This window comes from Streptomyces sp. NPDC006798 (genome assembly GCF_040635975.1).
In the GTDB taxonomy this organism is placed as follows: Bacteria; Actinomycetota; Actinomycetes; order Streptomycetales; family Streptomycetaceae; genus Streptomyces.
This window is the reverse complement of sequence record NZ_JBEYIS010000058.1, coordinates 1-13,869: the sequence shown is the minus strand read 5'-3', so window position 1 is coordinate 13,869 and position 13,869 is coordinate 1. Positions and strand designations below refer to the sequence as shown.

Genomic DNA, 13,869 nt, shown 5'->3' with positions numbered 1-13,869 from the left:
TAGAGTTTTCGTATGGGGATGGGGAACGGGCAGGGCACCCCGGGCGGAGGCGCACCGGACGGGAACAGCGACGTCCCGGGCTTCGGCCCGCCGCTGTACGGCGGCGGCACGCCCCCCGGCGGCCCGGGGAATCCCGGCACCCCCGGCCCGTACTCGTACCAACCGCCCCCCGGCCCCGCCTACGGCCCCGGACACGGCTCCGGCCCCGGACACGGCTCCGGCCCCGGGTACGCCTACGGCCCCGCGCCCACCGTCCACGACCCGTTCGCCGCCGCGCCCCCGCCCCCCGGCCCGGCCGCCCCCGCCTGGCAGGCTCCCAGCCGGATCGAGCGACTGCTGTACGAGGCGAAGACGCGCGGCGACTGGCCCGCCTACTTCGAGGTCCTGGGCCGCAACTGGCTCTACACCGCCCAGCACCGGTCGTTCCTCGACTCCCACCCCGCCGAGGTCCAGATCCTGCCGTTCTTCGCGCCCCAGGTCGGCGGCGCCTGCGTGGCCCTCTACACCGAGGGCGTACTGCCCGCGCCCGTCGAGGACCCGGTCTTCCACTCGGCGTCCCTCGCCTGGTTCGCCGGCTCCTGGGACCACACCGACCCGGCCTGGATGGTGATCAACCCCGGCACACCCTGCGAGGCGTTCTTCCCCACCTCACCCGCCCACCGCGCCCAGTGGCAGCGGCACGCCGCGCCCTCCGACGCCATCCGCCCCGGCCGGCGGCTGCGCGCCCTGCACGTCGGCGGCCCCCTGCGCGGCTCGGTCGCGCACGGACTGGCCTGCGGGGCGCTGCTCTCCGTCAACAACGGCGAACTGTGGAACGCCATCGGCTACCACGGCCGCGGCTACCGCCGGGAACGCGAACGGCTCCGCGAATGGTGGGACATCAACAGCCGGGACGAATGGCGCGACACCCTGGAGCGGCTGATCCGGGCCGATATGGTCAGCCCCGTCTGGGAATTCGCCCTCCGGATCCGCCAGAACCTGGCCCGCGACTACGGCGGCGCCGTCGAACTCGACCACTGGCGGTCCGTCGCCGAACGCGTCATCCGGGCCAATGTGGCCCGCGCCGCCGAACCGACGATCACCGCCGACGGCGTCACGCCCGGCGCCGAGGCCGACGAGTCCGAGGTCGCGGCCCAGGTCTCCGGCGTCGGCCGGCTGATCGGCCGGATCGCCCGCTACGAGGCGCGGTTCCGGGCCGACGGACTGCTCGGCGACACCCAGTACACCCGCACCCTGGAAGCCTGGGACTACGGCCGCGCGTCCGGGATGGCCCGCTGGGGCCTCGGCGCCCGGTTCGGCACGCTCGCCGAGACGGAGGACGCGATCCTGCGCGCGGGCGGCGCGGCCCGGGCGAACTACCGCTCGTGGGAGGAGTTCTCGGCCGCGTACGTCCTGGGCCGCTGCCTCCACTTCGACGACGAGGAGTTCGGCGACTGGTACGAGGGCGCGCTGGCCTGCCACCGGATCCTGACCACGGACGAGGCCAGCCCGTGGCGGAACATCCCCTGGAAATAGCGGCTCCCCGCCCCGGAACACCGGCTCCCCGCCCGGAGACGGCAGCCCGCCACCCCCGGCGGCGCGCTACGCCACCTCCTCCGCGGTGACGCGCCCCTCCCGCACGGCGGCCACCAGGGCGGCGTGATCGCGCTCGTTCTGATCGGCGTACGACTCCGCGAACCGGGCGATCGCCCCGTCGAGGACGTCCCCGCCTCCTACATAGGCGGCGATCGCGATCCGGTCCCCCGACCTGGCGTGCGCCCGGGCCAGGGTCGCCCCGCACAACTCGGCGAAGAGCCGCATCCCCTTCGGCACCATCGCCTGCGGCACCACGATCCCCTTCCAGTCGTGCAACTGCCGTACATAGAAGTCGCGGTACGGCACATCGACGTCGGTGACCCGGTCCCACCCCAGGAACACATCGCCGACCGCCTGCATCAGCCGCTGCCCGGCCACCACCCGCTGCCCCTGGTTCTCGTACGCGCTGCGCTCCGTGAACGCCTCCAGTACGGACCGGTCCGCCTCCTTCGCCTGGAGGATCAGCGGATCCGTGTCGTCCCGGCCCAGCAACAGCAGCACCCAGCAGCGGGTACCGACACTGCCGACCCCCACCACCTTGCGGGCGATGTCGACCACCCGGTACTGCGAGAGCAGATGCCGCCGCTCCATGGAGAGGCTGCTGCCGTAGTGGTCGACCAGGCTGTGCAGCTCCCGGACGAGCCGGTCGAGTTCGGGCCCGGCGAGCAGGTCCGCCACCGGCACGATCAACGGAGGGTCGGCCGCGAACCGCCGCCCGCCGTCCCGGATCTCCGTCAGCTTCTCGAACGCCTTCAGACTGTCCCGGGTCCTGGCCTTCGCCATCATCTCCGCCAGCCGCTCCCGGCCGCGCCGGTCGAGCCGCTCGTCGGCCAGCGCCTGGACCTGCTCCATGTCGCCGCGGTCGTACCAGACATCGAGATTGCCCATCCCCGCGTAGGCCCGGATCCGCCGCCGGTAGGTCCGTACCGCCGCTTGGACGATCGCCGTCCGCTCCGCCTCCGGCCAGCCGTTCTCCCGGCCCGCGACGACCAGACTGGTGGCGAGCCGTTTGACGTCCCACTCCCAGGGCCCGGGATGGGTCTCGTCGAAGTCGTTGATATCGAAGACCAGCCGCCGCTCGGGCGAGCCCAGCAGCCGGAAGTTCAGCATGTGCGCGTCGCCGCAGAGCTGCGCGGTCAGCCCGCTGGCGGGCGTCGCCGCCGCCAGATCGGATGCCATCACGGCGGCGGCCCCCCGGAAGAACCGGAACGGTGACTCGATCATCCGGCCGTACCGGACCGGCACCAGCTCGGGCACCCGGGTCGCGGACTGCGCCTCGACGATCTCGACGGGATCGAGCCGGTCGGCGGGCGGCTCGTACCCGGCCTGCGCCGACCTCGGCGTCGTCCGCCGCGCGGCCCGCCCGGTCCCGGCCCGCTCCCGCGGCGTCGGCGGGGGAGCGGCACCGTACGGTACGCCTCCGATGCCGTGCTGCTGGCCCATGACGGCCTCCCGGGGTTCGGTCCCCCTTCATTCTTCTCCGCGCCGGGATCATCCGCATGTCATGTGATCTGTCCGACAAACCCCGCTTCAGTGCAACGCCCGGGCGCCCGGGTGCGTGTCCGGGAGTTCACCCGATCCCTTCAGAAGGCGCCCATGACCTCTTCCGCGACCGCCGTCCATTCCGCCGCCTCCGCCCTGCGGACCTTCGCCCACCGACTCCTGGTGTTCGGTTGGATCCAGATCCGGGCGTGCGTCTTCGCCGCCGCGCTCTTCCTCGGCATGGCGGCGTCGGAGGCCCTCCCCGACGACCTCCCCGTGGCCCGCTACGACCTGCTCCTGATCTACGGGGTCGCCCTCACGGCCGTCGGGTGGGCGATGCGCTGGGAGACCGGCCGGGAGGTCGCGGTGATCGCGGTCTGCCATCTGCTCGGCTTCCTCTTCGAGGCGGTGAAGGTGCAGGTCGGCTCGTGGTCGTACCCCGAGGACGCCCTGACGAAGGTCGCCGGGGTGCCGCTGTACGGCGGCTTCATGTACGCGGCTGTCGGCAGTTACGTCTGCCGCTCCTGGCGCCTCTTCGAACTGGGCTTCACCGGCTACCGCCCCCGTACGACGGCCGTCCTCGCCGCCCTCGTCTACCTCAACTTCCTCACCCATCACTGGCTCCCCGACGCCCGCTGGCCGCTCGCCGCCGCCCTCCTCCTGGCGACCCTGGGCACCCGTGTCTCGTACACGGTCGGCCCCGCCCGCCCCCGGATGCCGCTCGCGCTCGCCTTCGTCCTGATCGGCTTCTTCCTCTGGGTGGCCGAGAACCTGGCGACGTACCTCGGGGCCTGGTCGTACCCCCACCAGCTGGAGACGTGGTCCCCGGTCCCGGTCACGAAATGGGCGTCCTGGGCCCTGCTGATCAGCTTCACCTTCGTGATCGTGAAAGCGGCCCGAGGCACCGGCGCCGGGACCGGCACCGGTATTGCCGACGGCACCGGCGTGTCCGGCCCGGTATCCACAAGCCATTACAGGATCAAGGAAGTTGGTGGATATTGGTGGACGAGGAGCAGGATCCTCCGGACCGCCCGCTACGGGACGGCGGAGGGCGAAGCGGCGGGGGGCGAGCACACCGATGTCATGGAGCGAGTGGGAACGGGCCAAGGCCGGGGCGGCGGAACGGCGGGAGGCCGGGACGCGGCTGAACCAGGCCGCGCCGGGCGGCCCGTCCGGCGGCGACCTGGTGGTCCGGCAGGACGATCTGGGCGCCGTCGGCCATGAGGCTTTCGTCCTCCACGGCGAGCTGAAGAAGAAGGCCGATATCGCGGGCACGGGCCTGGACGCCGGGGGCTCCGGCTCCACGATGCGGGCGGCGGCCGGCCTCAAGAGCCGCAATCTCGGACTCGGCGCCGAGCTGGAGGCGACCGTCGGGATCTGGACCTCGCAGGTCAAACATGTCCTCCAGGCATGTGCGCATATCTCCAACCACCTCGACTTCAGCAAGAAGCTGCACGCCCGGGACGATACGAAGATCGCCACCGAGATCGGCGGCCGTACGGGCCCGGTCTCCGTATCGGCGCTGAACGAGTACTTCCGGTAGGGCGGCGGAGCGATGTCGTTCTCGTACTCGGATCTGATGGCCCTGGACCTCACCGGGCTCGGCACGGCCGCGGCGGACTGGCGGACGATGGCGGGGGAGCTGGCCAAACTGGCCGGGGGTACCCGCGATGGCCTGGTGAAACACTCCGACGGAGCCCGGTGGGAAGGCGCCAACGCCACCGTGACCAGGGACTTCGTCCACAAAACGGCCAAGGAGATCGCGGACCTCCAACGGGAGGCCGACAGCGTCGCCGCCGTCCTCACCGACGCCCATGCCGAACTGGTCGCCATCCAGAAGAAGGCCCGGGCCCTCACGGAGGCCGCGGGCACGGGCGACCAGAGCCGGAATCCGCCGGACCCGGCGCTGATCGTCTCCGACGGCCCGTGCGGCACGGTCAAGGTCATCGAGGCGGTCTGTACGCCCCAGGGCCCCGACCAGCGGGTCAAGGACCGGATGCGGTGGTACGCGGACGCCCTCACCCGGACCGTCCAGCACGCCGCCGAAATCGACGCGACGGCCGTCCGCGCGCTCCGCGCCTCCCACGGCAACGACCCGTACAACGCGGGCCACGCGAAATACACCTCCCTCGACGAGGACCAGCTGCCGCGCGCGACGGAGCTGGCGAAACGCGGCGGCGGCCTGAGCGAGATCGAGCGGGACAGACTGCGGATGCTCTGGGAGTCCCTCAGCCCCGGGGCGCGCGCCCAGCTCTGGTCGGCACACCGGAACGACCTGCTGGCGGCGGGCGTCCTCAGCCCGACGATGCCGCAGATCTCCCCGGACCCGGGGGCGGGGGAGCACGACTCCCGGGGAGTCGGCGTCGGGGACCGGTGGACCGAGGCGAAGATGTACCTCCTGACGGAGGGCGCGGACGCCAAGGGCATGACGGACGCCGCCCGCCATATGGACCACTACCTGGGCAACAGCGGCAAACCCATGAATCTGCCCGTCGACCGGATGATGGCCGACGTCCCCGCCTTCAAGACGTATGTCGACGACATCGTCCGGCTCAACCAGGACAGCTGGCGCGAGCAGGCGGCCGAGGAGTTCCGGAAGAACGGCGGCAAGCCGGTCGTCATCCCGGTCGAGGCCAGACACCCCGACGACTTCTACTTCACCGACAAGCTGGACGCGAACTGGTACTACGCGGTCGGAGGGGCCAACACCAACGTCACGGGAGTCGTGACGGCCGTCCCCGACGCGAACGGGAACCCGAAGATCAGCATCGACTACCAGGCCAACGTCTGGGACCGCTACAACTGGGACGAGGGAAAGGGAGTGAAGGTCGGCCCGCTGGACATCCCCGACGGGGACATGGCCAAACTGCACCGGGTGGGCCTCGCCCAGGAGTTCGACATGGCGGGCAGCAGCGACGTCCGCAGCTACGACCTCGGCACCGCGCAGCCGAACAACGAGCCGATGCCGGGCCCCGAGGAGAGCCGCGACGGGCGGCTGAACCCCGGCCGGGAACAGCAGCAGGACCGTACGACCGGCGGACCCGGAGGAAGGCCGGAGACCGATGCGGCCCGCCCGGGAGGAGGAGTCCGTTGAACGGCCTCGACACCCGACGGGCGGAAGCGGCGGGCGGGGGCGGCGGTCCGGGGCGCGGCCCTCGGCTCGTCGTCTTCGCGGTCCTGGGAGCCCTGGCCCTGCTGGGCGTCGTGGCGGCGGCTGTCTGGCTCCTCGCCGACGCGGACGGCGACGGCGGCGGGGACCGCGGACCGGGACCGGCGGCGGACGCGCGCTGGGCCGAGGGCGTCACACCGCAGTGGCTCAGCGGCCGGATGGACATCGGCATCCCCGTCGGGGCGGAATCCCCCCGGGCCGCGTACGAGACCACTTCCCGCGTCGACACCGGCTTCCTCACCTTCACCCTGCCGAAGGCAGCCGCCGAGACCTATCTGAAGGAAAACCCCCCGGAAGGCACCTGGCTCGAACCGACCGCCGCCCAGCCCGACACCCCCGCCCACGGCTTCGCCCGCCTCGGCCTCCCCGAACCGGAGACGCTGAAGGACGGCACGCGCTACGGCTACGTCTGCCCCGGGAACGCCTCCCCCAACCCGTACGACATATCGGACCGGCGGTGCGTCCGGCTCCACGCCCACGCGTACGCGCCGGACCGGACCCGGATCTATCTGCACGCCTACTTCCCCTCCGGCACCGGCCCCGGATCCCTCCCCGGGCCGCCGTCGCTCCAGGGACCCACCTAGAGGGCGGGTCTTGTGGATCTTGCTGGGCTCGCGTGCCCTGGCATCGCGCCTCGCCGCGTTGTCGTCAATCACCCATGGCCCCCTGCGCCTGGCGGCGCGGGAGGTGCCCCCACCGCAGTGGCTCATTCCTCCGCCTTGCGATCCACGGCACCAGATCCCGCTCGCTGATCCAGCCTGATCCACAAGACACGCCCTCGCCGGAGTGAGCCACCCGTGATGCGGGACACGTCCGTCGTACCGAGACTGACCGGGAGTGCCGCCGCGCCGCGACGGCCGAGCCCACCGGCGGACGAAAGGCGCCTCCCATGGCGATACCGAGAGGCGTACGCGCCGCGGCGACCGGAGCCGTACTGACAGCCGTCCTGGCGGCCTGCGCCACGACCCCCGGCGGCCCCCGCGCCGGGCACCCGGCCGAGCGCGCGGCCGGAGCCGGGGGCGGCACCGGACCGGCGGCCCGCCCGGTGATCCGTACCGACGCCGGGACGGTACGCGGCCTCGCCGACGGCGCGGTCCTCCGCTACCGGGGCATCCCCTACGCCAGGCCCCCGGTCGGGGACCGGCGCTGGGCACCACCGGAGCGGCCCGTGCCCTGGACGGGCGTACGGGAGGCGGCGAAGTCCGGCGCGGCCTGCGCCCAGGACCCGGCGGGCTTCTTCGCGGTCGCCGACAGCTCCGAGGACTGCCTCTACCTCGACATCACCGCACCCCGTGCCGCCGCCCCGGCCGGGCGGAAGCCGGTGATGGTCTGGATCCACGGGGGCGGACTGCAATCCGGATCGGGCTCCCAATACGATCTCGCCCCCCTGGTGACCAGGGGCGATGTCATCGGCATCACGATCAACTACCGGCTCGGCGCCCTCGGCTTCCTCAACGACCCGGCCCTCGGCCCCGGCGCGGACAATCTGGGCCTGCGGGACCAGACGGCCGCCCTGAGCTGGGTCCGGCGCAACGCGGCGGCCTTCGGCGGCGACCCGGAGAACGTCACCGTCTTCGGCGAGTCCGCCGGTGCCTACAGCACCTGCGCACTGGTCGCCTCCCCCGCCACCGAGGGCCTGATCGACCGGGCGATCGTCCAGAGCGGCCCCTGCTCCGGCTACTTCCCCGCCGGAACGTCCGCGCCCGGCGTCGAACGCCACGGCCTCTACGTGTCCCAGGAGGAGGCCCGCCCCGCCGACCGGGCCGCGATCGAGGCGGCGGGCTGCGGCACGGCCGGCGACGTACTGAGCTGTCTGCGCGCCACGGACGTGAAGACCTGGCTCACCGGCCCCCACGCCACCGCCCTCGCCCGCCCCGTCTACGGCGGCACCGCCGCGTTCCTCCCCGAGGACCCGGCGAAGGCCGCCCGGGAGGGCCGGACCGCCGACATCCCCATGATCCTCGGCACCACCCGCGACGAATGGACCATGTTCTCCGCCATGCGGGCGGCCGAGGCCCCCTTCGACCGGACGTACTTCCACGCCCTCCTCGACACCGCCTACGGCCGGGACCGCAACAGGATCACCGCCGTCTACCCGGTCGGTACGGGCCCCTACGCCCGGGCCGTCCTCTGGGGCCGGATCACCGCCGACCAGGGCTTCACCTGCCCCTCCCTCGCCGACGCCCGGGCCATGGACACCCACGGCCGGTCCCGCGCCTACGCCTATCTCTTCGACGACCCGAACCAGCCCGGCGCCGACGGCACGGCCTTCGGCGCCCCCGAGGGCTTCCCGTCCACCGCGACCCACGGCTCCGACCTGATCGCCCTCTTCGGCGACCCGGCCCACACCCCCGCCCAGCGCCGCCTCTCGGAACGGATGATCACCTACTGGACCACCTTCGCCCGCACCGGCGACCCCAACACCCCCACCCTCCCCACCTGGCCCCCCGCCACCACCAACGGCACCACCCTCCTCACCCTGGCCCCCGACGGCATCGCCCCCGTAGGCCCCGCGGATGTGGAGAACACCCACCACTGCGCCCTCTTCGCCTCCCTCGACGGGGGGTGACCGGGCCGGGGGTTTCCGGCCCGGGATCGTAATACGCGTCATACACTCGGGGTGTGGCCAAGACAAGAATCAGCATCAGCCTGGACAGTGCCCATGCCGAACGCATTCGCGCCCATGCGGAACGGGCGGGTATGGATGTCTCCGCCTATCTCGTCAACGCGGCGACCCGGCAGATGGCCGAGGTGGAAGCGGCCGAGGCGCAGTTCGCCCGGGTCGACGCCATGATCGCGGCAGCCGAGTCGGAGGCCGCCGCGCTGTCGCCGTCGACGGAGGTGGCCGACGCGGACCTCACGGAACAGGAGCGAAGGGAAGTACGGGAGGCTCTGGAACTCGTCTACGGCCCCACCACTCCTGCCACCCGCACCGGTGACGCCGCGTGACCATCCGGGTGCCGGTCTACGACACCGGCATGCTGATCGCCCTCGCCGACCGCAAGGCCAAGGCCGTACGTCTGCACGACGGCCTCCGGGGCACCCCGCATCGCGCGCTCGTCCTGGGACCGGTCCTGGCCCAGGTCTGGCGTCCCAGCCCCGCCGTGATCCACGCCTTGGCCCGGGTCATGAAGGACTGCACGGTTCCCCAGGCCCGCGCCTCGGCCCCGGCCATGCGCCCCACGGCGGCGGGCCAGACGGCATGCGTCATCTGCGCGGCTGCCCCCGACCTCCACGAATGGCGGCGCGTCGGCAGCGCCCTCGGCACCGCCGAACTCCCCCTGAGGAAGCGCCCCGACGCGGTGGACGCCCTGGTCGCCCTGACCGCGGCCCGCCACGGCAGCGCAGTGGTCTTCACCAGCGACCCGACCGACCTCACCGCCTATCTGACGGCGCTGGACGCCCAGGACGTGCACGTGGTGCAGATCTGAGAGAGCCCGCCCGTCACTCGGTCCGGGGCGGGACACAACGTCGAAGGCCCCACCGCGAACGGTGGGGCCTTCGACGTTAGTGCCCGGTGAGGCACTGGCGGAGGATACGAGATTCGAACTCGTGAGGGGTTGCCCCCAACACGCTTTCCAAGCGTGCGCCCTAGGCCACTAGGCGAATCCTCCGGGGCAAACAATACAAGACGCCGGGGAGTGCTCGCGAACTCGTTCCCGCCCCCGCCGATCGGGTACTGTGTGCGGAGCCCCTCACGTGGCGCTATCTGACTGAACTCCCCCAGGGCCGGAAGGCAGCAAGGGTAGGTCGGCTCTGGCGGGTGCGTGGGGGGCGCTTGCGTTGGTGGGGGAGTGCGTGGGGGACGGTTGTCGGTGGGGACCGATAGCCTCGTAGGTGTGTCGTCGCTTGCGTTGTACCGCCGCTATCGCCCGGAGTCCTTCGCCGAGGTCATCGGGCAGGAGCATGTCACCGACCCGTTGCAGCAGGCTCTGCGGAACAACCGGGTCAATCACGCATACCTGTTCAGCGGGCCGCGCGGATGCGGGAAGACGACCAGTGCGCGGATTCTGGCGCGCTGTCTGAACTGCGAGCAGGGGCCGACGCCGACGCCGTGCGGGGAGTGCCGGTCCTGCCGGGACCTGGCGCGGAACGGGCCGGGGTCGATCGATGTGATCGAGATCGACGCGGCGTCGCACGGCGGTGTGGACGACGCCCGTGACCTGCGGGAGAAGGCGTTCTTCGGGCCGGCCGGCAGCCGGTACAAGATCTACATCATCGACGAGGCCCATATGGTCACCCCGCAGGGCTTCAATGCCCTGCTGAAGGTGGTCGAGGAGCCTCCGGAGCATCTGAAGTTCATCTTCGCGACCACGGAGCCCGAGAAGGTCATCGGGACCATCCGGTCGCGGACGCATCACTACCCGTTCCGGCTGGTGCCGCCGGGGACGCTCCGGGACTATCTGGGCGAGGTCTGCGGGCAGGAGAAGATCCCGGTCGCGGACGGGGTGCTGCCGCTGGTGGTGCGGGCCGGGGCCGGGTCCGTGCGGGATTCGATGTCCGTGATGGACCAGCTGCTGGCGGGTGCCACCGAGGAGGGTGTGACCTATGCCATGGCCACCGGTCTCCTCGGGTACACCGACGGGTCGCTGCTGGACGCCGTGGTGGACGCCTTCGCCGCCGGGGACGGGGCCGCGGCCTTCGAGGTGGTGGACCGGGTCATCGAGGGGGGGAACGACCCCCGGCGGTTCGTCGCCGATCTGCTGGAGCGGCTCCGTGATCTGGTGATCCTGGCCGCCGTGCCGGACGCCGCCGAGAAGGGGCTGATCGACGCCCCCGCCGATGTCGTGGAGCGGATGGCCGCCCAGGCGTCCGTCTTCGGCGCCGCCGAGCTGAGCCGGGCCGCCGACCTGGTCAACACCGGGCTGACCGAGATGCGCGGGGCCACCTCGCCCCGGCTGCAGCTGGAGCTGATCTGCGCCCGGGTGCTGCTGCCCGCCGCCTTCGACGACGAGCGGTCGACGCAGGCCCGGCTCGACCGGCTGGAGCGCGGCGCCGCCGCGGGTGCTGTGTTCTCGGCGGGCTCGGCGGGCTCGGTGGGGCCGGTGGCGGGTGGCGCCGGTGGACCGGCGATGGGGTACGTCCCCGGGCCCGAGGCCGCCGCGCATACGCCTCCGCAGGCCGTCCCGGCGCCGGTCGCCCCCGAACCCGTAGCCGCGCCCGTAGCCGCGCCCGTGGCCCCGCCCGCCCCCGAGCCGCAGCAGCCCCGGCAACAGCAGCCCGAGCAGGCCCAGCCGCGGCCCGGTGCCTGGCCCGGTGCCGCCGCGCCCGGGGACGGCGGGGGCGCGCGGCGGCCCGGTGGCTGGCCGACCGCCGCCGCGCCCGGAGAGGGTGCCAGGCCCCCGGCCGCGCCCGCCGCGGCTCCCGCCGCCCAGGCGCCCGCCCCGCAGGGGCAGCCCGCCGCGCAGGCGCCCTCGGCCGGAATGGCGCAGGGCGCGGCCCAGGTGCGGAACATGTGGCCGTCGATCCTGGAGGCCGTGAAGAACCGGCGGCGCTTCACCTGGATCCTGCTCAGCCAGAACGCCCAGGTCGCCGGGTTCGACGGGACGACCCTCCAGATCGGCTTCCTCAACCCCGGGGCCCGGGACAACTTCGCGGGCAGCGGCAGTGAGGACGTGCTCCGCCAGGCGCTCTCCGAGCAGTTCAACGTCCACTGGAAGATCGAGGCCATCGTCGATCCCACCGGCGGCGCCGGTGGCCCCGGCAGTGCCGGATACGGCGGCGGAGGCGGCGGTACCGGTGGTGGTGGCTACGGCGGCGGCCGCCCGCCCCAGGCACCCCCGGCCGCGCCCCGGAGCGCCCCTCAGGCCGCGCCGAGCGCCCCCGCCCCCGTAGCGCAGCGGCCCCCGGCCCCGCAGCCCGGCGAGGGACCGCCGCCGCCCGCGCCGGCCCCCGATTCCGCCGCTTCGCGGCAGCCTTCCGGGCCCCCGCCGGTCGCTCCGGAGGACGACGTTCCGGAGGACGACGACCCCGATCTGGTGGACTCCGCGCTCTCCGGGCACGACCTGATCGTGCGCGAGCTGGGCGCCACCGTCCTGGAGGAATATACGAATGAGTAGACCCCGGTCTTAGGAGGGCCGTACAGGCTCAGGCGCCCGCGGCGGTTAGGCTGGCGCCCGTGAAGGTCCTCGTCATCGGCGGCGGCGCCCGCGAACACGCCCTGTGCCGCTCTCTCTCCCTCGACCCCGACGTCACCGCTGTGCACTGCGCGCCCGGCAATGCGGGCATCGGCGAGGTCGCCGAGCTGCACTCCGTCGACGTGCTGGACGGCGCCGCCGTCGCCCGGCTCGCCCGCGAACTGGACGCCGGTCTCGTCGTCGTGGGCCCGGAGGCACCGCTCGTCGCCGGGGTCGCCGACGCCGTGCGCGCCGCCGGGATCCCCTGCTTCGGCCCCTCCCGGGAGGCGGCCGTGCTGGAGGGCTCCAAGGCGTTCGCGAAGGACGTGATGGCGGCGGCCGGGGTACCGACCGCCCGCAGTTACGTCTGTACGAACGCGGCCGAGATCGACGAGGCCCTCGACGCCTTCGGCGCCCCGTACGTCGTCAAGGACGACGGCCTCGCGGCCGGGAAGGGCGTCGTCGTCACCGACGACGTCGCCGCCGCCCGTGAGCACGCCCTCGCCTGCGAGCGGGTCGTCATCGAGGAGTATCTCGACGGCCCCGAGGTCTCCCTCTTCGCCGTCACCGACGGCGAGACCGTCGTCCCGCTCACCCCCGCCCAGGACTTCAAGCGCGCCCTCGACGGCGACGCGGGCCCCAACACCGGCGGCATGGGCGCCTACTCGCCGCTGCCGTGGGCCGACCCCAAGCTCGTGGACGACGTACTGAACACCGTCCTCCAGCCCACGGTGGACGAGCTGCGCCGCCGGGGCACGCCGTTCTCCGGGCTGCTCTACGCGGGCCTCGCGATCACCTCGCGCGGCGTTCGTGTCATCGAGTTCAACGCCCGCTTCGGCGACCCTGAGACCCAGGTCGTCCTGGCCCGGCTGCGGACCCCCCTCGCGGGGCTGCTGCTGCACGCCGCCAAGGGCACCCTCGCCGACGCGCCGCCGCTGCGCTGGCACGAGGACGCCGCCGTCACCGTGGTCGTGGCCTCCCACAACTACCCGGACACGCCGCGTACCGGCGACCCGATCGGTGGTCTCGCGGAGATCGCCGACCAGGACGCCCCGTATGCGTACGTCCTGCACGCCGGGACCCGCCGCGACGGCGACGACGTCGTCAGCGCGGGCGGCCGGGTGCTCTCCGTCACGGCGACGGGGAAGGATCTGCGCGAGGCGCGGGAGCGGGCGTACGCGGCCGTGGGCCGGATTCGGCTCGACGGCTCCCACCACCGTACGGATATCGCCGGGGCGGCCGCCGAGGCGTCGTAGACGCGTGGCGGTGCGGACGGACGTACCGGTACGTCCACGGGCGTACCGGTGGACGGATCCGTCCGTGAGCGCGTCGGCGGACGCGCGTATGCGGCGGTACGCGGCGGCGCACGGACGTGGCCCCGGGGCCGGGCGCGTCCGATGCGGCCGGTGTGTTCGGTGCCGCTGGTGTGCCGTTTGCCGGGGGGCGATGCGGGCGTTGCCCGTGCACATTCATGAGACCGCGGTGACGGCCGGAGCCGGGGCGGGAAGGGGTACGCGTACCCCTTCC

At 73.1% G+C, this 13,869-nt stretch carries 10 protein-coding genes, 1 tRNA gene, 1 other RNA gene and 1 pseudogene; 11 read left to right on the top strand and 2 right to left on the bottom strand.

What is annotated here, in order from left to right:
• Nucleotides 1-12 precede the first annotated feature (12 nt).
• A complete protein-coding gene (locus ABZ714_RS29335) occupies nt 13-1,515 on the top strand; it encodes a DUF1266 domain-containing protein (protein ID WP_358828373.1) in 1,503 nt (500 codons plus the stop codon).
• Between the two features lie 66 nt (nt 1,516-1,581).
• Here ABZ714_RS29335 and ABZ714_RS29330 read toward each other — a convergent pair whose 3' ends face one another.
• Nucleotides 1,582-3,018, bottom strand: a complete 1,437-nt coding sequence (locus ABZ714_RS29330; RefSeq protein ID WP_358828372.1) for a DUF2252 domain-containing protein — start codon at nt 3,016-3,018, stop codon at nt 1,582-1,584.
• Between the two features lie 153 nt (nt 3,019-3,171).
• Here ABZ714_RS29330 and ABZ714_RS29325 point away from each other — a divergent pair.
• From ABZ714_RS29325 to ABZ714_RS29295, 7 genes and pseudogenes are all read left to right on the top strand, one after another.
• Nucleotides 3,172-3,948: pseudogene (locus tag ABZ714_RS29325) on the top strand (DUF817 domain-containing protein); the annotation flags it as partial.
• 295 nt (nt 3,949-4,243) lie between these two features.
• Nucleotides 4,244-4,600, top strand: a complete 357-nt coding sequence (locus ABZ714_RS29320) for a hypothetical protein (RefSeq protein WP_358828371.1) — start codon at nt 4,244-4,246, stop codon at nt 4,598-4,600.
• Nucleotides 4,601-4,612: 12 nt separating this feature from the next.
• Nucleotides 4,613-6,151 carry a hypothetical protein gene (locus tag ABZ714_RS29315; protein ID WP_358828370.1) on the top strand — a complete coding sequence of 513 codons (1,539 nt, stop codon included), beginning with the start codon at nt 4,613-4,615 and terminating at the stop codon, nt 6,149-6,151.
• Nucleotides 6,148-6,810 (top strand): hypothetical protein, encoded by a 663-nt coding sequence (locus ABZ714_RS29310; RefSeq protein WP_358828369.1) that lies wholly within the window; start codon nt 6,148-6,150, stop codon nt 6,808-6,810. Before ABZ714_RS29315 ends, ABZ714_RS29310 begins: the two co-directional genes overlap by 4 nt.
• Nucleotides 6,811-7,115: 305 nt before the next feature.
• Complete coding sequence (locus ABZ714_RS29305) at nt 7,116-8,795, top strand: carboxylesterase family protein (protein ID WP_358828368.1); 1,680 nt, start codon at nt 7,116-7,118, stop codon at nt 8,793-8,795.
• A 53-nt stretch (nt 8,796-8,848) separates the two neighbouring features.
• Nucleotides 8,849-9,175 (top strand): hypothetical protein, encoded by a 327-nt coding sequence (locus ABZ714_RS29300; protein WP_358828367.1) that lies wholly within the window; start codon nt 8,849-8,851, stop codon nt 9,173-9,175.
• Nucleotides 9,172-9,657, top strand: a complete 486-nt coding sequence (locus ABZ714_RS29295; protein ID WP_358828366.1) for a hypothetical protein — start codon at nt 9,172-9,174, stop codon at nt 9,655-9,657. Before ABZ714_RS29300 ends, ABZ714_RS29295 begins: the two co-directional genes overlap by 4 nt.
• A 95-nt stretch (nt 9,658-9,752) precedes the next feature.
• On the opposite strand, the gene ABZ714_RS29290 is transcribed toward ABZ714_RS29295, so the two are convergent.
• Nucleotides 9,753-9,840 (bottom strand) — tRNA-Ser (locus tag ABZ714_RS29290).
• A gap of 72 nt (nt 9,841-9,912) precedes the next feature.
• Here ABZ714_RS29290 and ffs point away from each other — a divergent pair.
• From ffs to purD, 3 genes are all read left to right on the top strand, one after another.
• An RNA gene (gene ffs / locus ABZ714_RS29285) (signal recognition particle sRNA small type) lies at nt 9,913-10,011 on the top strand.
• Nucleotides 10,012-10,065: 54 nt separating this feature from the next.
• Entirely contained in the window at nt 10,066-12,285 is a 2,220-nt protein-coding gene (locus tag ABZ714_RS29280; protein ID WP_358828365.1) for a DNA polymerase III subunit gamma and tau, read from the top strand.
• A gap of 59 nt (nt 12,286-12,344) precedes the next feature.
• Nucleotides 12,345-13,598, top strand: coding sequence for a phosphoribosylamine--glycine ligase (gene purD, locus ABZ714_RS29275; RefSeq protein WP_358828364.1), 1,254 nt, complete (start codon nt 12,345-12,347; stop codon nt 13,596-13,598).
• Nucleotides 13,599-13,869 lie beyond the last annotated feature (271 nt).